A 22995-nucleotide genomic window follows, 5' to 3' on the forward strand; every position below is an offset into this window, starting at 1 on the left:
TAATAAATAAATTCTGTAATTAATCGAAGGTAAATGTTAAAAAGTTTTATTTTAACGTTTTTGGTATTATGCAGACAGGTATAGCATCCATTTTGTGCTTGTTGCTGGTGTTTAAACGTTTATAAATTTCAAAGACAGATTTTTCTCTCCCATTGAAGTCAGCTGCCGTCTTTCCTGACTCCGCTGCCAACATGGCCCATTCAAGTTCGTCATAACTTGCTCCTAATTGATCTTCATCAGTTCTGTTATCACCAAATAGTCCATCTGTTGGAGCTGCTGTTAAAATTGATTGCGGAATTGCTAAAAACGCTCCCAGAGCATAAACATCAGATTTCATTAAATCAGCAATTGGACTCAAATCAACTCCGCCATCTCCATATTTGGTATAAAATCCTACTCCAAAATCTTCTACTTTATTTCCGGTTCCGGCAACCAAAAGCCCGTGAATACCGGCTAAATAATATAAAGATGTCATTCTTAAACGAGCGCGTGTGTTAGCTAAAGACAGACTCACCTTAGCCTCGTCATCTGTTTTTGGAACGGAGCTTTTAAAAGCTTCAAAAGTAGCCGTTAAATCAGTTTCTGTGCTTGAAACGTTTGGAAAGCGTTTTTTTAATTGTTCAATATGTTCTCTTCCTCTCGAAACCTGACTTTCGGCTTGGTGAATTGGCATTTCAACACATAAAACTTGTAAACCAGTTTGGGCACATAATGTTGAAGTTACGGCAGAATCCACTCCACCGGAAATTCCAATTACAAAACCATTTACTTTTGCATTGTTAGCATAATTTTTTAACCAATCTACAATGTGGGTATTTACTTTTTCTGTCTGAATTGTACTTTTTTTAGCCATAATAGTTCAAGTTTTAAGATACAGGGATGTATATTTGCACAAATATTTTTTAAGTATATGTATATTTATTTATGCAACACAAATCTAATTAAAATAAAATGAAAATATATCGCTTTATAGTGGTTCTGTCCCTGTTTTTTTTGTCTTGTGATCAAAAAAGCAAAGTCGAAAAAGAAGTGGAAGAAATTCCGGTTGATATTAAAGTAGAACGTTTTGATAAAGTGTTTTTTGAAACAAAGCCAGAAGATTTAGCTAAAGTAAAAAGACAGTATCCGTTCTTTTTTCCGGCAGGCAATGACGATTCAGTTTGGCTTAAAAAAATGCAGGAACCAATTTGGAGAGAAGTATATGAAGAGGTGCAGAAAAAATATTCGAATTTTGAGCCTGTACGTCAGGAATTTAATTCGCTTTTTCAACACGTCAAATATTATTTTCCAAAAACCAAAACGCCAAAAGTAATTACAGTAATTGGTGAAATGGATTATAATGCCAAAGCAATTTATGCAGATAGTCTGGTAATTGTAGCTTTGGAATTGTATTTAGGAAAAGATCATAAATTTTATGAGTTTCCGAATTATTTGAAGCAAAATTTTGAAGAGAAACAAATTATGCCAGATGTAGTTTCAAGTTTTGCTTACAGAAATATTCCGGCTTTCCCGGATAGGAATTTAGTTTCTCAAATGATTTTTGAAGGAAAACAATTGTATGCAAAAGATTTATTATTACCAGAATATACAGATGCTGATAAAATTGGTTATACACCTGAACAGATAAAATGGTGCGAAGAAAATGAAGCGTATATGTGGCGTTATTTTCTGGAAAAAGAAATGCTGTATAGCGATGATCCTAAATTAACAACCCGATTTATGACGCCGGCACCGTTTTCTAAATTTTATCTGGAAATAGATAATGATACCCCAGGAAGAGTTGGGGCATGGATTGGATGGCAAATAGTACGTTCGTATATGAAGAGTAACAATGTTACTTTGCCGGAATTATTAAAAACAAATAATAAAGAGATTTTTGAAAAGTCAAAATATAAACCTAAGAAATAATGTCAGATACAATAAACTCAGAAATTAAATTCAATATAGAATTAGACGAAAACCGTGTTCCGGAAAAATTAACTTGGAGCGCACAAGACGGCGGAGTTCAGGCTGAAGAAGCAAAAGCGATTATGTTGTCTATTTGGGACAGCAAAGCCAAAGAAACAATGCGTATTGATTTATGGACAAAAGATATGCCGGTTGATGAAATGAAAATTTTCTTTCACCAAACTTTAGTTGCTATGTCAGATACTTTTAAACGTGCAACAGACGACGAAAAAATGTCAGACACAATGAAAGATTTCTGTGATTATTTTGCAGAAAAACTGGAACTTACAAAGCAATAGAAATTTCTAATCCCCAAGCTTCGGGATAAATCCCAAATTCCAAACTTTGAAATTGGAATTTGGGATTTTTTTTGCTGTTTTTATTTTACAGATCTTTTTTCTAAATCTTTAAAAATTCGCTTTAAAGCTCCGGTCATTAAGTTGTCTGAATTTTTATAGAGCGTTATATTGTCTATAAGTTTGCTCGATTTTTCGGTTTCCCACATCGATTTTGTGTTTCCTTTGTTTGTTATGCCTATAACTTTTTGTGAGTAAATAATTTGGCATAAGTTTAAATCGTATATCTCTAAAGTGACCGAAGCTTCATTTCTTTGTGTGGAATATTCGTCCTGATAAAGCTCTACCGATGATAAATCGCTTCTGTCTTTTTTAGTAGAAATATTGATAAAGAAATCAAAGCCAGTTCCATCTTTTAGTTCTTTTAGTTTTATGCTGTTAGGATTTAAATTAATTTTTCTTGTAACAAGTAATCCATTAACATCATGAATATAAAAAATTCGGTCTCCTAACCTCTTTTTGAAAAATTCCAAAGATTCTTCGGTTAGCTTATCTTTAGAATTTTTGGGACAATCTAATTCGTTTAAAAGCCATTTTTTTCCAGAAGTAAAATCAACTCCGGTTCTTTGTCCCGTGGTGAACATATAATGAGATGATTGGCAGGAAAATAAAATAAAAAAAGAAACAAAACAAAGTGTGAAATTAATCGATTTAAAATTGCTCATAGATTATACTTGATTTGCTTCAAATATAAACTAAAAAAATATTTTTAAGATTTTTCTTTAAAATAAAAATCCCAAATTCCAATTGTAAGCTTGGAATTTGGGATTTTTTATATTTATTATTTCTTTGTATTGAAATTTAAAATTGAGAATTGTTTTTAAATACCTCCTGATTTACTTCGTCAATATAAGATAGAAGTTCTTCTTTTCCGGTTGATTCCGTAGATGAGGTTACAAAATATTGAGGCATTTCTTCCCAGTTGTTGGCAAACATTTGTTTTTTGTATGCTGCAATATGAGAGTCAATTTTTGTTTTGCTGATTTTGTCTGCCTTTGTAAAAATAATACAAAACGGAATTTCACTCTCACCCATATACGACATAAATTCAATATCTATATTTTGAGCTTCATGGCGAATATCAATCAAAACAAAAGCACAAACTAATTGTTCTCTGGTTTCAAAATAATCAGTAATAAATTGCTGGAAAACAGATTTGGTCTTTTTGGATACTTTCGCGTAACCATAACCCGGTAAATCTACTAAAAACCAATTATTGTTGATTTTAAAGTGATTTATTAATTGTGTTTTTCCAGGTCTTCCTGAAGTTTTTGCTAAATTTTTATGATTGGTAAGCATATTGATCAACGATGACTTACCTACGTTTGATCTTCCGATAAAAGCATATTCCGGCAAAAATTCTGCGGGGCATTTTGCAACTTCAGAATTGCTGACAATAAATTCGGCGGTTGTAATTTTCATGTTCTTTGTTTTTAAAACCTCCTAAAGTCGAAAGTTAGATGCTATAAATTCTTTTTAACGAGCCATTCTTCAAGAAGTTTGTTGAATTCCTGAGGATGTTCCATCATAGCAGCGTGTCCACATTTGTCTATCCAATATAAAGTTGAATTAGGCAATAATTTATCAAATTCTTCGGCAACATTTGGTGGCGTAACGGCATCATTTTTACCCCAAATAATACAGGTTTCCACTGTCATTTTTGGTAAATCTTTAGCCATATTGTGACGAATTGCGCTCTTGGCAATCGTTAAAGTTTTAATTAATTTGATGCGGTCATTGACCGTTGCGTAAACTTCATCAATAAGTTCCGGAGTGGCAATTGCAGGATCATAAAATACATCTTCAGCTTTCTTTTTGATGTATTCGTAATCTCCTCTTTTTGGGTAACTGTCTCCCATAGCGCTTTCGTAAAGACCAGAACTTCCGGTGATTACAAGTCCGGCTACTTTTTCTGGATATAATTTTGTGTGATAAAGTGCAATGTGTCCGCCTAATGAATTACCCAATAAAATTACCTGATCAAAACCTTTGAAAGTAATGAAGTCTTTTACATATTTTGCAAAGCTTTTTACGTTCGTTTTTAAAATGCTTTGAGTGTATATTGGCAAATCAGGGATGACAACTTTGTATCCTTTTGTTGGGAAATATTCGGCTACAGCATCAAAGTTGCTAAGGCCTCCCATTAAGCCATGTAAAATAACGATAGGAGTTCCTTCTCCAGCTTCATAATAGCTGTATTTACCTTCTTTTTTGTAGTGTTTGTCCATCTAATTTAATGCCAATTTCAATTTGGACAAATATAGGGTTTAATAAATAAAAATGAATTTTTGCTACCGTTTTTTAACTAGATAATTTTCGTAGAACATCTAAGTGGTTAAAAATCAGATTTTAGAGGTGTTTTTGGTGGAATTGTCAAATGTTAAGAAACCTGATGAATAGACATTTTTTTAAGAAAAATGGTGCATATTTTTTTCAATTGATTAGTGTAATTGGAAATTGAGTAATAATTAGCTAAGGTATTGATTGGTTGTTAATTAGGTGGAGTGGTAGAAAAGTGGTTAAACTTATTAACAAAGTGGTATATTGTGGTAAAATGTGGTAAAATTTTTTATATTTTTGTCCTATAACATATTAATTGATTTTTCTTGAACACAATTGTTGGAACATATGAGTGTAAAGTCGATGCTAAAGGGAGGCTAATGATGCCTGCGCCCTTGAAAAAGCAATTGGCTTCTTCTCTTCAGGACGGATTCGTTTTGAAGCGCTCTGTTTTTCAACCGTGTTTAGAATTGTATCCAATGGAAGAATGGAACCTGATGATGCAAAAAATCAACAAGCTGAATCGTTTTGTAAAAAAGAACAATGATTTCATTCGAAGATTTACTGCCGGAGTTAAAATGGTAGAAATTGATGCATTAGGAAGATTGTTGGTGCCAAAAGATTTAGTGGCATTTTCAGGTATTGCTAAAGATGTGGTTTTTTCATCTGCGGTTAATATTGTGGAAATTTGGGATAAAGATTTATATGAAAAATCAATAAGCGGCGAAGATATGGATTTTGCAGATTTAGCCGAAGAAGTAATGGGAAATATTAATGACGACGACAATGGAATATCATAATCCGGTTTTACTTCATCCTACAGTTGATGGTTTAAATATTAAACCTGACGGCATTTATGTAGATGTTACATTTGGAGGTGGTGGGCATTCAAAAGAAATTTTGAGACGATTAGGGCCAAACGGTAAATTATTTGCTTTTGATCAGGATGAAGATGCGCTTGCAAATGCATTACCGGATGAAAGGTTTACCTTAATTAATGAGAACTTTAGATTTATAAAAAGGTTTTTACGTTTTCACGGAGTAAAAAGTGTCGATGGAATTTTGGCAGATTTAGGAGTTTCATCACATCAGTTTGATGTTCCGGAAAGGGGTTTTTCAACAAGATTTGATGCCGAATTAGATATGCGGATGAGTCAAAAAAATGATTTAAATGCTTATCGGGTGGTTAATGAATATGAAGAACAGGATTTGCGTCGTGTTTTTTTTGATTATGGGGAGTTGAAAAACGCACCAGTCTTAGCAAGAACAATTGTAGAAGCAAGAGAAAAATATCCAATCAAAACTACAGATGAATTAAAAGTGGTTTTGGCAAAATATTTACCTGAAAGAGTTAAAAATAAAATACTGGCTCAGATTTATCAGGCGATTCGAATTGAGGTAAATCAGGAAATGGATGTTTTGAAAGAGTTTATTGAGCAGTCATTAGAGATTTTAAATCCGGGTGGAAGATTTTCAGTGATCTCTTATCATTCTTTAGAAGACAGATTGGTTAAAAGATTCATTAAAAACGGAATGTTTGAAGGAGAACCGGAACGTGATTTTTATGGAAACTTTTCAGTTCCATTTAAAACTATCGGAAAATTGATTGTTCCGGATGACGCTGAAATAAAAATCAACAATAGAGCAAGAAGTGCAAAATTGAGAATTGCTGAAAAGATATAATATAAAGGTATAAAAATGAAAGGTGGAGTATTTGGCATATTAAAAGCAAGATTTCTTATAAATGATGACGCAGTCAAAAACTGGCGATTCATTGTTTTTATCATTTTGCTTGCCATTATAATGATTGCCAATACACAGCGATACGAACAAAAGGTTTTTGAAATTGCAAAACTGAACAATGAAGTAAAAGAATTGCGATCTGAATTTGTAGACCGACGTTCAGAATTAATGAAATTAAAAATGGAATCAACGATATCGGATAAAATGCTTGAAAAACAGATTTTTCCATCGACAGTTCCTCCAGTAAAAATAGAAGTTAAAAAAGAAGAAGAAAAAAGTTTCTTTAAAAGAATATGGCAGTAGACGATAAACATATATCCTACAGAATTTACCTCGTAGCAGTTTTCATCTTCGTGATGGCAATTGCTATTGTCGTTAAATTAACCAATATTCAATGGGTTGAAGGAGATTATTACAGAAAACTGGCGAAACAACGTACCGTTAGAAATTTTGTGATTCCGGCAAACAAAGGAAATATTTATTCGGCTGATGGAAGTTTGCTGGCAACGTCAATTCCTAATTATGAAATTAGATTTGATGCAAAAGCGCCAAAAACAGAAACTTTTGAAAAGCACGTAAAGGCATTATCAGATTCATTGGCTACAGTTTTAGACAGACCAGGAGGGTATTACGAGCAGGAATTAAGAAAAGCCAGAGCCAATAAAAACCGCTATTATTTGATTGCCCGCAAATTGAGTTACACTGACTATGTGAAAATTAAAGGTTTTCCATTATTCAATTTAGGCGCTTTTAAAGGTGGAATCATAATTGAACAAGAAACAGTTAGAAAACATCCGATAGGGCAAATTGCAGAAAGAACAATTGGTTACGATCGAATTGATCCGGCGACCGGAATTGAAGTTGGTAAAGGAATTGAATGGGCTTTTAAAAGTTATTTGAACGGAAAAGACGGAAAAATTCTTAAGCAAAAAATTGCAAAAGGGCAGTGGAAACCAATTCGTGACGTAAACGAAGTAGATCCAGTTGATGGTTACGATGTGATTTCGACAATTGATGTATTTATTCAGGATATCGCACATCACGCTTTATTGAAACAACTTCAGGATTATGAAGCAGATCATGGCTGTGTGGTTGTAATGGAAACAGAAACGGGTTATATAAAAGCAATTTCTAATCTGGGAAGAGGTGAAGATGGATTGTATACTGAAACTACAAATTATGCAGTAGCAGAGTCTCACGAACCAGGATCGACTTTTAAATTAGTTGATTTAATGGCAATTTTAGAAGATAAAGTTGCTGATACAAGTACGGTTTATGATAGTCATGGCGGTATAGTTAAATATTACGGACGTTCGGTTCGTGATTCACATAATGGGGGTTATGGAAAAGTTTCATTGGCTCGTGGCTTTGAACTTTCTTCAAATACGGTAATGGTTCAGGCGGTTTATGATAATTATAAAAGCAATCCGTCAAAATTTGTAGATCATATTAGAAATTTTGGTTTAGATAAACCTTTAGGATTGCATTTTAAAGGAGAAGGAAGACCAATTATTCCACATCCAGGAGGTAAAAGCTGGTCGGGAATTTCCCTTCCATGGATGGCTTTTGGATATTCAGTTTCAGTTACACCAATGCAAACATTGGCGTTTTATAATTCGGTTGCGAATAATGGCGTAATGGTAAAACCGCAATTTGTATCTGAAATTAAAGAATGGAATAAAACAATTAAGAAATTCGATGTAGAAGTAATTAATCCAAAGATTTGCTCGCCTGAGACGCTTAAAAAAGTAAAAGCAGTTTTAGAAAATGTGGTAAAAAAAGGAACAGGTTCTAAGTTGTATTCGAAAGATTTTTCGATGGCAGGAAAAACAGGAACGGCTCAGATGAATTATGGAAAAGCAGGAAAAGAAGGATTGTATTATGCATCTTCTTTTGTGGGATATTTTCCAGCAGATCATCCAAAATACTCTTGTATTGTGGTAGTTCACAAGCCAAATACATTAAAAAATAATTATTATGGAGCTGATGTTGCAGGACCGGTTTTTAAAAGAATCGCTCAAAAGATTTTTACAGATGCACCTTCAACAAATAAAATCAAAAAACTGGATTCAAGAATTCCAAAACAAGATACCAGTTATGAGAAGTATACTACTGAAGTAAATAAAAAATCAAATCAGATTCCTAATTTAAAAGGAATGCCAGGAATGGATGCAATTGCTTTACTGGAGAATCTTGATTTGAAGGTGAAAGTTATTGGTGTAGGGAAGGTAAAAAAACAGTCTATTCAGCCTGGACAAATTATTAGTAAAAACACAACTATAGTATTAGAATTATCGTGAAAATACTGAAAGACATATTATATAAAGTAGCGATTGAATCTGTAACAGGTTCGACAGAAATCGACATACACAAAATTGATTTTGATTCAAGAAAGATTGAAGCAAATGATGCTTTTGTAGCTATTCGCGGTTCGCTTTCTGATGGGCATGATTATATCGAAAAAGCAATTCAGTTAGGTGCGACTGCTATTATTTGCGATACTTTACCTTCAACTATTGAAAAAGGAATTACTTATATCAAAGTAAAAGATACAAATACCGCATTGGCTTTTATGGCAGCTAATTTTTTCGGAAATCCTTCTGAAAAATTAAAGTTAGTTGGTGTTACAGGTACAAACGGAAAAACAACAATTGCTTCATTATTATTTCAATTGTTTCAAAAAGCAGGTTTTAAAGTTGGCTTATTATCAACAGTAAAAATTATGGTTGATGAAACAGAATATAAAGCAACGCATACAACTCCGGATTCAATTACAATCAATTATTATTTGAATGAAATGATTGAAGCTGGTGTAACGCATTGTTTTATGGAAGTGAGTTCGCACGGAATTCATCAAAAGAGGACAGAAGCTTTGCATTTTGTAGGTGGAATTTTCACGAATCTTTCGCACGATCATTTAGATTATCATCCAACTTTTGCAGAATATAGAGACGTAAAAAAATCGTTTTTTGATTCATTGCCAAAAACGGCTTTCGCTTTATCAAACATCGATGATAAAAACGGAACTGTAATGCTTCAAAATACGGTTGCCAGAAAATTTACGTATGCCTTAAAATCGTATGCTGATTTTAAAGCAACAATTTTAGAAAGTCAATTGTCTGGTTTATTATTGAAAGTAAACGACAATGAAGTTTGGGTAAAACTGATCGGAACTTTTAATGCTTACAACGTTTTGGCAATTTATGGAACTGCAATCGAACTAGGAATGGATAGTTTGGAAGCGTTGCGCTTACTGTCTGATTTAGAAAGTGTTTCGGGGCGTTTTCAGTATATTGTTTCAGAAGGAAACATTACCGCGATTGTAGATTACGCACATACGCCAGATGCTTTAGACAATGTATTAAAAACAATTGACGATATCCGTACAAAGAACGAGCAATTGATTACAGTTGTGGGTTGTGGCGGAAACAGGGATAAAACAAAAAGACCAATTATGGCTAAAATTGCTTCAGACTTGAGTGATAAAGCAATTTTAACTTCTGATAATCCAAGAAACGAAGATCCGGAAGTGATCTTAGATGAAATGGAAAAAGGAGTTGAAGCTCATAATTATAAAAAAATATTGAGAATTACTGACAGAAAGCAAGCCATAAAAACCGCTTGTCAATTGGCTCAGCCAAATGATATTATTTTAATCGCCGGAAAAGGTCATGAAACGTATCAGGAAATAAATGGTGTTCGCCATCATTTTGATGATATGGAAACGGTAAAAGAAATTTTAGATCAATTACAAAAATAAAGCTTAAACGGTGAATTGATTGTTCGTTTAAACGAATAATTATTAAGTCAAAACTAACGAATAAACAAATCAACAATTAACCAAATAAACCAAGATATATGCTATACTATTTATTTGAATATTTAGACAAAACATTAGATGTACCGGGAACAGGAGTTTTTCAGTATATCACTTTTAGATCGGCTTTAGCATTAATGCTTTCGTTGCTTTTGTCAACTATTTACGGAAAAAGAATCATCAACTTTTTGAGGAATCAGCAAGTAGGTGAAACGGTTCGTGAGCTTGGTCTTCAAGGGCAAAACGAAAAAGCAGGAACTCCAACAATGGGAGGATTGATTATCATTTTTGCAACGCTTGTGCCAGTTTTGTTGTTTGCCCGTTTGCATAATATTTATATTGTATTGCTTATTGTGACCACACTTTGGATGGGAACAATCGGTTTTATTGATGATTATATTAAAATATTCAAAAAAGATAAAGAAGGTTTAAAAGGGATTTTTAAAGTTATTGGCCAGGTTGGTTTGGGACTTATTGTTGGAACAGTTCTTTATTTCAATCCTGCTGTAACGGTGAGAACGGATACGGGAAGAACAGATATTTATAAAACCGGAACAAACACAACGGTAGTTTTGCCAGCTCCTATTGAGGAGAAATCGACAGCTACTACAATTCCATTTGTGAAAAACAATGAATTTGATTACGCTGAAATATTAGCCTGGACAGGTGAAGGATATGAAAAATGGGCTTGGTTGATTTTTATTCCGGTAGTAATTTTTATTATCACAGCAGTTTCTAACGGAGCTAATTTAACAGATGGTATTGATGGACTTGCGGCGGGAACGTCTGCAGTTTCTGTCCTCGCACTCGGAATATTTACGTTCGTTTCGGGGAATATTATTTTTTCGAATTATCTGAATATTATGTACATCCCAAATTCAGGGGAAATGACGGTGTTTATATCTGCCTTTGTGGGAGCCTTAATTGGGTTTCTTTGGTACAACTCCTATCCGGCATCTGTTTTTATGGGAGATACAGGAAGTTTAACAATTGGAGGAATCATTGCTGTTTTAGCCATTGCAGTTCGTAAAGAATTATTGATTCCGTTATTGTGTGGAATCTTTTTAGTAGAAAATTTCTCAGTGGTTTTACAAGTGAGTTATTTCAAATTTACTAAAAAAAGATACGGTGAAGGACGAAGAATTTTCCTGATGTCGCCACTTCATCATCATTATCAGAAAAAGGGATATCATGAGAGTAAAATTGTTACCCGATTCTGGATTGTTGCGATCATGTTAGCCATATTATCAATCGTTACTTTAAAACTTAGATAGATGAGATTGGTAGTTTTAGGAGGAGGAGAAAGTGGTGTTGGTACCGCTATTCTGGGGAAGAAAAAAGGATACGATGTTTTTGTATCAGATTTTGGAAAAATAAAAGAGAGTTATAAAGAAGTTCTTATCATTAATAAAATTGCCTGGGAAGAAGAAAAACATACCGAAGACCTGATTTTGAATGCCGATGTGGTAATGAAAAGTCCGGGAATTCCAGAGAAATCTCCCATAGTAAAAAAACTCATTGAAGCCGGAGTAAAAGTGATTTCTGAAATTGAATTTGCAAAACCTTTCACAGAAGCACTTACAATTGGAATTACAGGAAGTAATGGTAAGACAACAACAACAATGCTGACATATCATTTATTGAAATCGGCTGGTTTGAATGTAGGCTTGGGGGGAAACATCGGTAAAAGTTTTGCCTGGCAGGTAGCAGAAAATAAATTCGATGCGTATGTTCTGGAGTTAAGTAGTTTTCAGCTTGACGGAATTATAGAATACCGGCCGGATATTGCCATAATTACAAATATTAGTCCGGATCATTTAGACCGATACGAATATAAATATCAAAAGTATATCGATTCAAAGTTCAGAATAACAATGAATCAGACCGAAAGCGATTACCTTATTTACGATGCAGACGATGAGGCAAGCGCAGAATGGTTAAAAAATAACACAACAAAAGCAAAATTAATTCCTTTCTCGCTGACTAAAAAATTCGATGAAGGGGCTTCTATAAATAACAACAAAATGGAAATAAAGATCAACCAAGAAGAGTTTACAATGGAAACAGAATACATTGCGTTAGAAGGAAAACATAATATGAAAAACGCAATGGCAGCAAGCTCTGTAGCAAAATTGATGCAAATTAGAAATGCAACAATTCGCGAAAGTTTATCCAATTTTCAAGGTGTTGAACACCGTTTAGAAAAAGTATTAAAAATTCAGAATGTTCAATACATCAATGATTCTAAAGCAACAAATGTAAATGCTACTTTCTTTGCTTTAGACAGTATGAACGTTCCAACAGTTTGGATTGTTGGAGGAGTTGATAAAGGAAATGATTATAACGAGTTGATGTCATTAGTTCGTGAAAAAGTAAAAGCAATTATTTGCCTGGGAATCGATAATCGCAAAATTATTGAAGCTTTTGGCAACGTGGTTGATATTATGGTTGAAGTTAATAATATGAACGATGCTGTAAAAACAGCACAAAGATTAACAGAAAAAGGCGATGCCGTTTTATTATCTCCGGCCTGCGCAAGTTTTGATTTATTCGAAAACTACGAAGACAGAGGAAAACAATTCAAACAAGCAGTTCATAATCTATAAAAATAGTTTCAAGTTTCAGGTTTCACGTTAGGAGAACCTGAAACCTGAAAAACCTGAAACAAAGCACTATGAAAGAATTGGTAAACAAATTAAAAGGAGATAGAGTAATATGGTCATTCGTGGCTTTATTAGCATTATTTTCGTTTATGCCTGTTTTTAGTGCGAGTAGTAATTTGGCATACATTGGTCATGGAACCGGAAACACTTTGGGTTATTTGGTAAAACATCTCGCTCATATTTGTATTGGATTTTTGATTATTTATTGGGTTCATAAAGTGCCGTATCATTATTTCAGAGCGATTTCAAAAATTGCTTTGCCAATTGTTTGGTTTTTATTGCTTTATACATTGCTAAAGGGAACTGTCATTGCAGGAGCAAATGCAAGTCGTTGGATTCAGGTTCCGTTTATCGGAATTACATTTCAGACTTCGACTTTGGCTTCCATCGTTCTGTTTATTTTTGTGGCGCGTTATTTGTCTAAAACAAAAGAAGAAAACGAACCTTTTCAAGTTTCATTGATCCAGCTTTGGTTGCCGGTTTTTATCACATTGGCACTTATTTTACCAGCGAACTTTTCGACTACAGCCTTGATTTTTGCTATGGTAATGATGTTAACGTTCATTGGTAAATATCCATTAAAGTATATTGGTTTTATTATAGGTTCAGGAATCGCAATGTTGGCGTTCTTCCTTTTGGTTGCTAAAGCTTTTCCGGATTCAAGATTCTTTAGCAGGGTATCAACCTGGGAAAGTCGTATTGCCAACTTTACAACAGACAAACCGGATGAAGATGATTACCAAATTGAAAAAGCAAAAATTGCGATTGCATCCGGAAGATTAGGAGGTTTAGGGCCTGGAAAAAGCGTTCAGAAGAACTTTTTACCACAATCTTCTTCCGATTTTATTTATGCCATTGTTGTTGAAGAATATGGTTTAGTTGGAGGAGTTTCGATATTGATTTTGTATTTATTGTTATTATTCAGATTCGTTATTGCATCACATAAAGCTACTACGTTATTTGGAAAGTTAGTCGTCGTCGGGCTCGGTTTTCCAATGATATTTCAGGCGATGATCAATATGGCGGTTGCAGTTGAATTATTGCCAGTAACAGGACAAACGCTTCCGTTGATTAGTAGTGGAGGTAGTTCGATTTGGATGACTTGTTTTTCTCTCGGAATTATCATCAGTGTAACGAAAAAAGAAGAAGAAATTGTTGAAGAAAAAGAAGAGAAAGAAAGAAGAAAAGAAGCACTTCAAAGATTAATTGATAAAGAGTTGTCAGAGGAAGATTTACCAGCTGACGAAATATATGAAGAGGAAGGATTGATGTATTCAATTGAGGATAATTCGAGAAACCCGATGAATGCAGTTTTAAATAAATAAGTTAAGAACAAAATAGTTTTATAGCGTAAAACTTTTAAAAATATGACAAATTATAAATTCATATTAAGTGGTGGTGGTACAGGAGGACATATCTATCCTGCGATTGCGATTGCGAATGAATTAAAATTACAATTTCCTGATGCTGAATTCCTTTTTGTAGGAGCACAGGATAAAATGGAAATGCAAAAAGTGCCTCAGGCAGGTTATGAAATAAAAGGGCTTTGGATTGCAGGTTTACAGAGAAAATTGACATTGCAGAATTTGATGTTTCCATTGAAACTGGCAACAAGTTTATTAGAATCAAGAAGAATCATCAGACAATTCAAACCAAATGCAGTTATAGGAACAGGTGGTTTTGCCAGCGGGCCTTTATTGCAAGCTGCAGGTCAGGCAGGAATTCCGACAGTGATTCAGGAGCAAAATTCATTTCCTGGAATTACAAACAAATTATTGAGCAAAAGAGCCAATGCAATTTGTGTCGCTTATGGAAATTTAGAGCGCTTTTTTCCAAAAGAAAAAATCGTTTTGACAGGAAATCCGGTTCGTCAGGATTTGATTGACATTGATAGCAAACGTGATGAAGCAATCACTTTTTACGGTTTGGATCCGAATAAAAAAACATTGTTGGTTTTAGGAGGTAGTTTAGGAGCGAGAAGAGTCAATCAATTAATCGAAAAAGAATTGCATAATATGCTTTCGCAAGATGTTCAGATCATTTGGCAATGCGGGAAGTTATATTTTGAAGATTATAAAAAACACAATCAGCAAAACGTAAGAGTTGTTGATTTTATTGAAAGAATGGATTTTGTATACGCTGCCGCAGATGTAATTATTTCAAGAGCAGGGGCATCATCAGTTTCGGAATTATGCATTGTTGGGAAACCAGTAATTTTTATTCCGTCACCCAATGTAGCCGAAGATCATCAAACAAAAAATGCGCAGGCAATTGTAGATGCAAAAGGTGCGATTTTATTAAAAGAACAAGAATTAGATAGTCAGTTTAGTATTGTTTTTGAAGCTTTATTGAAAGATCAGGGAAAACAAAAACAATTAAGTGATAACATTAAAAAATTGGCTATGCCAAATGCCACGAAAGTTATTGTAGAGCAAATTAAAAAGTTGTTATAATATAAGTTTTGTCTGAAATTATACAACACGAAAAAGAAATCAGAATGCTATTTTAGGCATTTTGGGTTATTAAAAGAAGAGAAAATACAAAAGCTTAATTACTAGTTTTTTACAAATAAATCTAGTAGAGAAATAGCTCAAAAAATAAAATTAAAATGAATTTAAATCAAATACAAAACGTTTATTTTATTGGCATAGGAGGCATCGGAATGAGTGCTCTGGCCCGTTATTTTAAATATATCGGGAAACAGGTTTCAGGTTACGATAAAACGCCTTCAATGTTGACTAGTGAATTGATTGAAAGTGGTATTGATATTCATTTTGAAGATAATATTAATTTGATTCCGAGTGATTATTTTGTAGAGAATACATTGGTGATTTTTACACCTGCTGTTCCAAAAACACATTCAGAGTGGAATTACTTCATCGAAAGAAATTACGAGATTAAAAAACGTGCCGAGGTTTTAGGGATTATCACCAAAGACACGTTTAGTTTCGCAGTTGCGGGAACGCATGGAAAAACAACAACATCAAGTATTCTGGGGCATATTTTATATGAAAGTGGGGCAGATGTAACGGCTTTTGTGGGTGGAATAGTGGAGAATTACAATTCTAATTTAATTGGAACCGGAAAAACGGTAACCGTTGTAGAAGCTGATGAATTTGACCGTTCATTTTTACACTTACATCCAAATATTGCCTGTATCACTTCTATGGATGCCGATCATTTGGATATTTACGGAACCAGTGATGCTATAGAGGCTTCGTTTGTAGAATTTGCTTCTAAAGTCGAAGATAAAAGTAAGCTCTTTATAACTAAAGAATTGCCTCTTGAAGGAGTTCAATGTGCTATAAATGAAGATGCTGTATATAAGGCGTTCAATGTTCGAATTGAAGATGGGAGTTATGTTTTTGATGTGCAGACGCCATCAGAAATCATGAAAGATTTGCATTTTGGATTGCCTGGAAAACATAATTTAATGAATGGATTGATGGCTATTGCAATGGCCAAAACGTTTGGCACCCCGACCGACTCCATTGCAAAAGCCATTGCTTCATTCAACGGAATCAGAAGACGTTTTTCTTATCAGATTAAATCTGAAAATTTAGTTTATATAGATGATTATGCACATCATCCAACAGAGATAAATGCTGTACATCAAGCTGTTAGAGAATTGTATCCTGGACGTAAAGTTTTGGCAATTTTTCAGCCCCATTTATTCAGCAGAACAAGAGATTTTGCTGATGGATTTGCTGAAAGTCTATCACAATTCGATGAAGCATTTTTGATGGATATTTACCCGGCACGTGAATTGCCGATGGAAGGAATTACATCGGATTGGTTGTTGGGGAAAATGACAAATTCGAACAAAAAAATTGTTGCAAAAGATGATTTATTAGCGCAAATCAAAGCCAGTAATGCGCCAATAATTGTAACAATAGGAGCTGGTGATATTGGTGAAATGGTTCCGTCAATTAAAAAAATGCTGAATGAAAATATTTAATTGGACAAATATTCGATTAGTACTCATTTTTGGGCTTGTGCTTTTTTTATATTCTTTCGCTCAACATCGAAATGGAGATCGAAAATTGAAGAAATCTATGGTTGTTTTTGTAGGAGAAAACACGCTGTTTGTTAAGCCGGAATCGGTTAATAAATTGTTAATAGAAAATAAAAGAGACGCTTCCAGTATCCGAAAAGATGAAGTAGATTTGAATAAGATAGAAAAAACCCTTGATACGCAAGACATGATTGAGAAGTCAGACGTTTTTGTAAGTATCGATGGCGTTCTAAAAGCGAGAGTAAAACAGAAGACACCAATAGCGAGAGTTTATGATGGTGATAACTCTTTTTATATTGACTATGAAGGACATAAAATGCCTTTGTCAGACAATTTTACAGCTCGTGTTCCTCTTGTTTCGGGGGCAATAAATGAAAAAAATAACGAAGATTTAGCTGCTTTATTTCGCACAATTTATGACGATGCGTTTTTGAAAAAAAACATCATTGCAATACAAATTATGCCTAATGGCAGCCTAAAAATGTTTAATCGAAATTATGATTACTTCATCGATTTTGGAAGAACGATGAATGTTGATAAGAAATTTAATAACTATAAAGCCTTTTTTCAAAAAGCAGTTTTAGATAGTTCGTTATACAAATACAAAAAAATTGACCTTAGGTTTACGGAACAAGTAGTTTGCACAAAATAATAGAAAATGGAAAAAGATAACATTGCAGTAGGTCTAGATATTGGAACAACCAAAATCGTTGCCATGATAGGCAAGAAAAACGAGTATGGCAAGTTGGAAATTTTGGGTATTGGGAAATCCAAAAGTTTGGGTGTTGCGAGAGGTGTTGTAAACAACATTACTCAAACTATTCAATCAATTCAACAAGCTATTTTAGAAGCAGAAAACAATTCAGGTTATAAAATAAAAGATGTTGTTGTGGGTATTGCCGGACAACACATTAGAAGTATTCAGCATACAGATTACATCAGCCGTAGTAATCCGGAGGAAGTAATTGGCGAAAAAGATATTCAGCTTTTGATTGACCAGGTAAATAAACTGGCCATGTTACCAGGAGAAGAAATTATTCACGTTTTGCCTCAAGAATTTAAAATTGACGGGCAATCTGAAATTAAAGAACCAATCGGAATGTACGGTGGAAGACTAGAATCTAGTTTCCATGTTGTGGTTGGACAAGCTTCTTCTATCAGAAATGTTGGAAGATGTATTCAAAGTTCAGGAATTGAATTATCGGGATTGACATTAGAGCCTTTGGCTTCTGCAGATGCTGTTTTGAGTCAGGAAGAAAAAGAAGCGGGTGTTGCATTGATCGATATTGGTGGAGGAACAACAGATTTAGCCATTTTTAAAGATGGAATCATTCGTCATACTGCTGTGATTCCTTTCGGAGGAAATGTTATTACAGAAGATATTAAAGAGGGATGTTCAATTATTGAAAAACAAGCAGAGCTTTTAAAAATAAAATTCGGATCTGCCTGGCCAGGAGAAAATAAAGACAACGAAATTGTTTCTATTCCAGGTCTAAGAGGAAGAGAGCCAAAAGAGATTTCGCTTAAAAACTTATCGAAAATTATCCATGCCCGTGTGGTGGAAATTATTGAGCAGGTTTTTGCAGAAATTAAAGCTTATGGCCACGAAGATCCTCGTAAAAAATTAATTGCCGGAATCGTTCTTACAGGTGGTGGAGCTCAGCTAAAACATATTAAACAATTAGTAGAGTACATTACCGGAATGGACACCAGAATTGGATATCCAAATGAGCATTTAGCAGGAAATTCAAGCGAAGAAATTTCTAGCCCGTTGTTTGCAACTGCAGTTGGTTTGGTAATGAACAGCATTGAAAATAGTACACAAAGTGCTGTTAGAATGGAACTTGTAAACGAACAGCCAAAAGTGGTTTACAGAAATGTTCCGCCTCAGGCACAACAGCCGGTACAACAACGATACGAAGTTGAAGAAAACTACGTTGAAAGAGTAGAAACTATTGAACAACAAAGGGAAGTTAGAAATAATACTAAGGTTGAAGCAGAATCTACTGAAACAAAAATAAGAAGGTCATTTTTTGATCGCTATGTCGATAAAATCAAAGATTTTTTAGACAACGCAGAATAAATTAGTAATAAACGAAAAGGATTACTTTTTGCCCCAAGTCAAGAAGTAAAAAATGTATTTAATAAGAATTTCAAAACCAAAAAGATGATGAGCAACTCAGAATTTGGAAGTATTTCATTTGATTTACCAAAAAACCAATCAAATGTAATCAAGGTAATAGGTGTAGGAGGAGGCGGAAGTAACGCAATCAACCACATGTTTAAACAAGGTATTAAAGGGGTAGATTTTATCGTTTGTAATACAGATTCGCAAGCACTTCAAAATAGTGCTGTACCAAATAAAATTCAGTTAGGGATGAACTTAACAGAGGGTCTTGGAGCAGGAGCAAATCCTGATGTAGGGCAACAATCTGCTATTGAAAGTATCGCTGATATTGAAAAAATGTTGGATCGTGGTACTAAGATGGTATTTATTACCGCTGGTATGGGTGGTGGAACTGGTACAGGTGCAGCTCCGGTAATTGCGCAATTAGCAAAAGAAAGAGAGATTTTAACGGTTGGTATCGTAACAATTCCGTTTCAGTTTGAAGGAAAAGTTCGTCAGGAACAAGCTCTTTTAGGAATCGAAAAATTACGCAAGCAAGTCGATTCGTTAATCGTAATCAATAATAACAAATTAAGAGAAGTATACGGAAATCTTGGGTTTAAAGCAGGATTCTCTAAAGCGGATGAAGTATTAGCAACAGCCTCAAGAGGTATTGCTGAAGTAATTACGCACCACTATACTCAAAATATCGATTTACGTGATGCAAAAACTGTTTTATCAAACAGTGGAACTGCGATCATGGGATCTTCTGTTGCCACAGGCGAAAACAGAGCGAAAGAAGCGATTATTTCTGCTTTGGATTCTCCGTTATTGAATGACAACAAAATTACAGGAGCCAAAAACGTATTGTTGCTTATCGTTTCTGGATCTAATGAAATCACACTTGATGAAATTGGAGAAATCAACGATCATATTCAGGCAGAAGCAGGTTATAACGCTAATATTATCATGGGAGTTGGTGAAGACGAAACTCTTGGTGAAGCTATTGCAGTAACTATTATTGCGACTGGTTTTGATGTTGAACAACAAAATGAAATTGTAAATACAGAACCTAAAAAAATCATTCATACGTTAGAAGATGAGCAAAGAAGTGTTCATAATTTAACAAATAAAACGGTTACCTCTTTTGACTTAAATGCTGAAACACCTACTGCGAAATCAGAAGAAAAAGTTGTTTTTGATTTAATGGAAGATGAGCCTTTTGCTAATACTCATAGTCCTGTAGTTCCAACTCCTGTTGCTCCAGTTGCAGTTGCTCCAACTATCAATCAGGAAGAATTAGTGGTAATGTCAGAGTTTATTAAAAATCTTGATGTAACTTTTGAAATCGTTTCGCCAATTACAGATATCGATTTTACTATTTCAGCTCCGGCAGCAGAATTTGTTCAGGAAGTAAAAACAGTTCCGCAAAGAACTTTTGAAAGAGAAGAACAAACAACTTTCTCTTTTGATTTACCTCTTTTCAGAGCTGAGCCAGAGGTGAAAAAAGAACCGGTTGTTGAGGAGACTAAAATTTTATTCGAATTATCAAACGAAACACGTAATATCAAAGTTAACGATCCAGTACAATTTGTACCGGTAACAGAAGTTGCTGAAAATGGAGTTATCAAATATTCTTTGGAAGAATATATGGAGGTTGAGGACAATTTAATGGCTTCTAAACCAGTTGAAAAAGTGGTAGAAGATGTTATTCCAGCTGAATTGAATATTCAGTTGAAACAAAAGGTTGATTTTGCTCAGGAAGCTGATTTTTCAACAACTTCTAATGTTTCTCCAATGGAATTAACTATCGAAGAAACTTTACGTTTAAGAGCGGAAGAAAGAAGAAAGAAACTAAAAGAATTTAACTATAAATTCCATAATAATGTTTCGAGAATTGATGAACTTGAAAAAGAGCCTGCTTACAAAAGATTAGGTATCGATCTTTCAAACAATCAGTCGAATACAACCAATTCAAGAATATCTGTTGGTACTGATAGTAATAACGATTTACAATTGCGTTCAAACAATTCATTTTTGCACGACAACGTAGATTAATTTTACATTCATAATATTAGGATAACCCGAAAATTGGATTTAATTTTCGGGTTATTTTTTTTATCTTCGCACAGAATTTTAAAATTTGACTTCTTTAATACACTTTTAAAGTGAATCTTATTATCAGTTCGAGTTAAGTTGGGAATAATTCAAAATAGTCATATCAATATATAAGCCTGGCTTATTTAAATAAAATAAAACAATGAGTTTACAAACATTAATCATGGACGAGATCAAAACCGCCATGAGAGCTAAAGATACCGTTGCATTAGAAGCATTAAGAGCTATCAAATCTGAAATGTTATTGGCTGCAACAGCTTCAGGATCAAAAGAAGAATTAACAGAAGACGATGAAATTAAATTGCTTCAAAGACTTGTTAAAACCCGTAAAGAAAGCGCGAGAATTTTTACAGAGCAAAACCGTCCTGATCTAGCTGAACCAGAATTGGCTCAGGTTGCTGTAATCGAGAAATTCTTACCTGCGCAATTAAGCGAAGAAGAAGTAGAGGCAGTAGTAGCAAAAATCATTGCTGAAACCGGAGCTTCAGGAATTGCTTCAATGGGTAAAGTTATGGGATTAGCCTCTGCTCAATTAGGTGGAACTGCTGAAGGAAAAACCATTTCTGCAATTGTGAAGAAACTTTTAGTGTAAGAATTTATGATTTTAGAGTTCAGATTTTAGATTGAATCTGAACTCTAAAATAAACAATCTACAATAAAAACGACCGCGTAGTTCAACTGGATAGAATATCAGATTTCGGCTCTGAGGGTTGGGGGTTCGAACCCCTCCGCGGTCACTATGAATTTTAAAAGCCTGAGAATGTAGATTCTCAGGCTTTTTTTATGTTTCGAAAATTTTCAACATTTTCTTCTGGTTTTGAAAATGCCTATATTTAAAGGAGATTTTGATTCGAACCCCATCATGGATCTGTTAAGTTTTACGATTCGCTTTCAGGTTCTAAAGTTAAGGTTCAGCTCCAAACTTGAACTCTATGTTTAAGTTCGCACATCTAGTTTTTAGCTTGTTACTGGCGATTAGAATGTAAAAATGATCAGAGAAATAATCCCAATTGGCTGTTGAGACCAATATCTTTACAAAGAGATGAATTCAGGTAATTTATGGCCAAGCCGGCGGCAATACAACTTTTTGAAATGCGGTTTCTCTAATTTCATTCCCCTCTAAGCTCACGAAATACGCATTACTGTCTTTATCAAGAGAAACAACTTGTTTGACTTGCTCGTTTTCGAAATAGATTCCAGCTCTGTCATCACAAGCATAGCCTGATTTATATTCGCCATTTTTTATTTTTGACCAATAAAGTGGCTTTCGTTCGCTTTCAGCATGATAGTGTGGACAACTGCTACCACTAATTAGCCCCAATCCTTCTACAGTACTCAATTTTCCAGGACGAGAATCTGTAGTTCCATGCTCGAACCAACAAAGCATCCCAGCACTTCCACCGCCTAAAACAACTCCATTCTCCCATGCTTTGCGCAACGCAATATCCATTCCTTGTGCCTTCCAAATAGCCATCATATTTAAAGTATTACCTCCTCCTACTAAAATGGCATCCATACCAGTAAAAATACTTTCGAATGAATCTTTTTGACTGTAAGAAGATATAAAGGAGCGTTGGACAAAAGATCTTATTGGTAAATCGCCACAAGTTTCAAACCATCTCATGACATAACCGGGTGCATCACCTGTTGCTGTGGGCAGAAAACAAATTTTTGGATTTTTCTTGCCTGTTAATGACGCAACATATTTTACAAAACCTCTGTCAAAATCTCCACCATAAACAAAGAGCTTCCTAACTACTGATTCAGGATTTGTCGATAGCGATTGAAGTAAAGTAGAAGAAAGTACTGACGCTGCTCCCATACCAGTTGTTTTAATGAAATTTCTACGGTTCATCTTCTTGGTTTTAGGTTATTAATGTTTATTTACTAACGATTGTATCCTTAAACAAATTGCTTATTTACAAATTTCGTAATTTATTTCATATCTC

General features: G+C 34.3%; 21 protein-coding genes and 1 tRNA gene. 17 read left to right on the forward strand and 5 right to left on the reverse strand.

Annotation, left to right across the window (positions count from 1 at the left end; genetic code table 11):
• Positions 1-46: 46 nt before the first annotated feature.
• Positions 47-853 (reverse strand): NAD(+) synthase, encoded by an 807-nt coding sequence (nadE, locus tag AC1RRN_RS07755; protein WP_492966754.1) that lies wholly within the window; start codon positions 851-853, stop codon positions 47-49.
• A gap of 98 nt (positions 854-951) precedes the next feature.
• On the opposite strand from nadE, the gene gldB reads away from it, so the two are divergent.
• Together gldB and gldC are read left to right on the forward strand one after the other, a co-directional pair.
• The gene (gene gldB / locus AC1RRN_RS07760; protein WP_492966755.1) at positions 952-1908 is read left to right on the forward strand and encodes a gliding motility lipoprotein GldB; all 957 of its coding nucleotides are present in this window, start codon (positions 952-954) and stop codon (positions 1906-1908) included.
• Positions 1908-2246, forward strand: a complete 339-nt coding sequence (gldC, locus tag AC1RRN_RS07765) for a gliding motility protein GldC (protein ID WP_492966756.1) — start codon at positions 1908-1910, stop codon at positions 2244-2246. The genes gldB and gldC overlap by 1 nt, the downstream gene beginning before the upstream one ends.
• An 80-nt stretch (positions 2247-2326) precedes the next feature.
• On the opposite strand, the gene AC1RRN_RS07770 is transcribed toward gldC, so the two are convergent.
• The 3 genes from AC1RRN_RS07770 to AC1RRN_RS07780 all read right to left on the reverse strand — a co-directional run bounded on the left by AC1RRN_RS07770 (position 2327) and on the right by AC1RRN_RS07780 (position 4531).
• Positions 2327-2887, reverse strand: coding sequence for a hypothetical protein (locus AC1RRN_RS07770; protein ID WP_492966757.1), 561 nt, complete (start codon positions 2885-2887; stop codon positions 2327-2329).
• Between the two features lie 217 nt (positions 2888-3104).
• The gene (gene yihA / locus AC1RRN_RS07775; RefSeq protein ID WP_056194695.1) at positions 3105-3725 is read right to left on the reverse strand and encodes a ribosome biogenesis GTP-binding protein YihA/YsxC; all 621 of its coding nucleotides are present in this window, start codon (positions 3723-3725) and stop codon (positions 3105-3107) included.
• A gap of 41 nt (positions 3726-3766) precedes the next feature.
• Positions 3767-4531, reverse strand: a complete 765-nt coding sequence (locus AC1RRN_RS07780; RefSeq protein WP_492966758.1) for an alpha/beta fold hydrolase — start codon at positions 4529-4531, stop codon at positions 3767-3769.
• 378 nt (positions 4532-4909) lie between these two features.
• On the opposite strand from AC1RRN_RS07780, the gene mraZ reads away from it, so the two are divergent.
• From mraZ to AC1RRN_RS07855, 15 genes are all read left to right on the forward strand, one after another.
• On the forward strand, positions 4910-5383 hold the full coding sequence (gene mraZ / locus AC1RRN_RS07785) for a division/cell wall cluster transcriptional repressor MraZ (protein WP_026985666.1): 474 nt from the start codon (positions 4910-4912) through the stop codon (positions 5381-5383).
• Positions 5358-6266 (forward strand): 16S rRNA (cytosine(1402)-N(4))-methyltransferase RsmH, encoded by a 909-nt coding sequence (gene rsmH / locus AC1RRN_RS07790; RefSeq protein ID WP_492966759.1) that lies wholly within the window; start codon positions 5358-5360, stop codon positions 6264-6266. The genes mraZ and rsmH overlap by 26 nt, the downstream gene beginning before the upstream one ends.
• 15 nt (positions 6267-6281) lie before the next feature.
• Positions 6282-6629, forward strand: a complete 348-nt coding sequence (locus tag AC1RRN_RS07795; protein WP_029273288.1) for an FtsL-like putative cell division protein — start codon at positions 6282-6284, stop codon at positions 6627-6629.
• Entirely contained in the window at positions 6620-8626 is a 2007-nt protein-coding gene (locus tag AC1RRN_RS07800) for a penicillin-binding protein (protein ID WP_492966760.1), read from the forward strand. Before AC1RRN_RS07795 ends, AC1RRN_RS07800 begins: the two co-directional genes overlap by 10 nt.
• Entirely contained in the window at positions 8623-10086 is a 1464-nt protein-coding gene (locus AC1RRN_RS07805) for a UDP-N-acetylmuramoyl-L-alanyl-D-glutamate--2,6-diaminopimelate ligase (RefSeq protein WP_492966761.1), read from the forward strand. Before AC1RRN_RS07800 ends, AC1RRN_RS07805 begins: the two co-directional genes overlap by 4 nt.
• Positions 10087-10184: 98 nt before the next feature.
• The gene (mraY, locus tag AC1RRN_RS07810; protein ID WP_492966762.1) at positions 10185-11417 is read left to right on the forward strand and encodes a phospho-N-acetylmuramoyl-pentapeptide-transferase; all 1233 of its coding nucleotides are present in this window, start codon (positions 10185-10187) and stop codon (positions 11415-11417) included.
• A complete protein-coding gene (gene murD / locus AC1RRN_RS07815; protein ID WP_492966763.1) occupies positions 11418-12749 on the forward strand; it encodes a UDP-N-acetylmuramoyl-L-alanine--D-glutamate ligase in 1332 nt (443 codons plus the stop codon).
• A 68-nt stretch (positions 12750-12817) separates the two neighbouring features.
• Positions 12818-14131, forward strand: coding sequence for an FtsW/RodA/SpoVE family cell cycle protein (locus AC1RRN_RS07820; protein ID WP_492966764.1), 1314 nt, complete (start codon positions 12818-12820; stop codon positions 14129-14131).
• Positions 14132-14173: 42 nt separating this feature from the next.
• Entirely contained in the window at positions 14174-15259 is a 1086-nt protein-coding gene (murG, locus tag AC1RRN_RS07825) for an undecaprenyldiphospho-muramoylpentapeptide beta-N-acetylglucosaminyltransferase (RefSeq protein WP_492966765.1), read from the forward strand.
• Positions 15260-15414: 155 nt separating this feature from the next.
• A complete protein-coding gene (murC, locus tag AC1RRN_RS07830; RefSeq protein ID WP_492966766.1) occupies positions 15415-16764 on the forward strand; it encodes a UDP-N-acetylmuramate--L-alanine ligase in 1350 nt (449 codons plus the stop codon).
• Entirely contained in the window at positions 16751-17473 is a 723-nt protein-coding gene (locus tag AC1RRN_RS07835) for a cell division protein FtsQ/DivIB (RefSeq protein ID WP_492966767.1), read from the forward strand. Before murC ends, AC1RRN_RS07835 begins: the two co-directional genes overlap by 14 nt.
• A gap of 6 nt (positions 17474-17479) precedes the next feature.
• Positions 17480-18904 (forward strand): cell division protein FtsA, encoded by a 1425-nt coding sequence (ftsA, locus tag AC1RRN_RS07840; protein WP_492966768.1) that lies wholly within the window; start codon positions 17480-17482, stop codon positions 18902-18904.
• 84 nt (positions 18905-18988) lie between these two features.
• A complete protein-coding gene (gene ftsZ, locus AC1RRN_RS07845; protein ID WP_492966769.1) occupies positions 18989-20986 on the forward strand; it encodes a cell division protein FtsZ in 1998 nt (665 codons plus the stop codon).
• 202 nt (positions 20987-21188) lie between these two features.
• A complete protein-coding gene (locus AC1RRN_RS07850) occupies positions 21189-21638 on the forward strand; it encodes a GatB/YqeY domain-containing protein (RefSeq protein WP_041517509.1) in 450 nt (149 codons plus the stop codon).
• A 71-nt stretch (positions 21639-21709) separates the two neighbouring features.
• Positions 21710-21783 (forward strand) — tRNA-Arg (locus tag AC1RRN_RS07855).
• A gap of 320 nt (positions 21784-22103) precedes the next feature.
• On the opposite strand, the gene AC1RRN_RS07860 is transcribed toward AC1RRN_RS07855, so the two are convergent.
• The gene (locus AC1RRN_RS07860) at positions 22104-22901 is read right to left on the reverse strand and encodes a Type 1 glutamine amidotransferase-like domain-containing protein (RefSeq protein WP_492966770.1); all 798 of its coding nucleotides are present in this window, start codon (positions 22899-22901) and stop codon (positions 22104-22106) included.
• Positions 22902-22995: the final 94 nt, after the last annotated feature.

The sequence above is a fragment of the Flavobacterium sp. GW821-FHT11G01 genome (assembly GCF_058808175.1).

What these genes read in the sequence shown, in the direction of transcription:
- murD (WP_492966763.1), top strand. Translation starts at nt 11,418, where the DNA reads ATGAGATTGGTAGTTTTAGGAGGAGGAGAAAGTGGTGTTGGTACCGCT.
- gldB (WP_492966755.1), top strand. Translation starts at nt 952, where the DNA reads ATGAAAATATATCGCTTTATAGTGGTTCTGTCCCTGTTTTTTTTGTCT.
- AC1RRN_RS07795 (WP_029273288.1), top strand. Translation starts at nt 6,282, where the DNA reads ATGAAAGGTGGAGTATTTGGCATATTAAAAGCAAGATTTCTTATAAAT.
- mraY (WP_492966762.1), top strand. Translation starts at nt 10,185, where the DNA reads ATGCTATACTATTTATTTGAATATTTAGACAAAACATTAGATGTACCG.
- AC1RRN_RS07770 (WP_492966757.1), bottom strand. Translation starts at nt 2,887, where the DNA reads ATGTTCACCACGGGACAAAGAACCGGAGTTGATTTTACTTCTGGAAAA.
- AC1RRN_RS07800 (WP_492966760.1), top strand. Translation starts at nt 6,620, where the DNA reads ATGGCAGTAGACGATAAACATATATCCTACAGAATTTACCTCGTAGCA.
- yihA (WP_056194695.1), bottom strand. Translation starts at nt 3,725, where the DNA reads ATGAAAATTACAACCGCCGAATTTATTGTCAGCAATTCTGAAGTTGCA.
- ftsA (WP_492966768.1), top strand. Translation starts at nt 17,480, where the DNA reads ATGGAAAAAGATAACATTGCAGTAGGTCTAGATATTGGAACAACCAAA.
- AC1RRN_RS07835 (WP_492966767.1), top strand. Translation starts at nt 16,751, where the DNA reads ATGAAAATATTTAATTGGACAAATATTCGATTAGTACTCATTTTTGGG.
- ftsZ (WP_492966769.1), top strand. Translation starts at nt 18,989, where the DNA reads ATGATGAGCAACTCAGAATTTGGAAGTATTTCATTTGATTTACCAAAA.
- AC1RRN_RS07780 (WP_492966758.1), bottom strand. Translation starts at nt 4,531, where the DNA reads ATGGACAAACACTACAAAAAAGAAGGTAAATACAGCTATTATGAAGCT.
- murG (WP_492966765.1), top strand. Translation starts at nt 14,174, where the DNA reads ATGACAAATTATAAATTCATATTAAGTGGTGGTGGTACAGGAGGACAT.
- gldC (WP_492966756.1), top strand. Translation starts at nt 1,908, where the DNA reads ATGTCAGATACAATAAACTCAGAAATTAAATTCAATATAGAATTAGAC.
- AC1RRN_RS07820 (WP_492966764.1), top strand. Translation starts at nt 12,818, where the DNA reads ATGAAAGAATTGGTAAACAAATTAAAAGGAGATAGAGTAATATGGTCA.
- rsmH (WP_492966759.1), top strand. Translation starts at nt 5,358, where the DNA reads ATGACGACGACAATGGAATATCATAATCCGGTTTTACTTCATCCTACA.
- AC1RRN_RS07860 (WP_492966770.1), bottom strand. Translation starts at nt 22,901, where the DNA reads ATGAACCGTAGAAATTTCATTAAAACAACTGGTATGGGAGCAGCGTCA.
- AC1RRN_RS07850 (WP_041517509.1), top strand. Translation starts at nt 21,189, where the DNA reads ATGAGTTTACAAACATTAATCATGGACGAGATCAAAACCGCCATGAGA.
- murC (WP_492966766.1), top strand. Translation starts at nt 15,415, where the DNA reads ATGAATTTAAATCAAATACAAAACGTTTATTTTATTGGCATAGGAGGC.
- nadE (WP_492966754.1), bottom strand. Translation starts at nt 853, where the DNA reads ATGGCTAAAAAAAGTACAATTCAGACAGAAAAAGTAAATACCCACATT.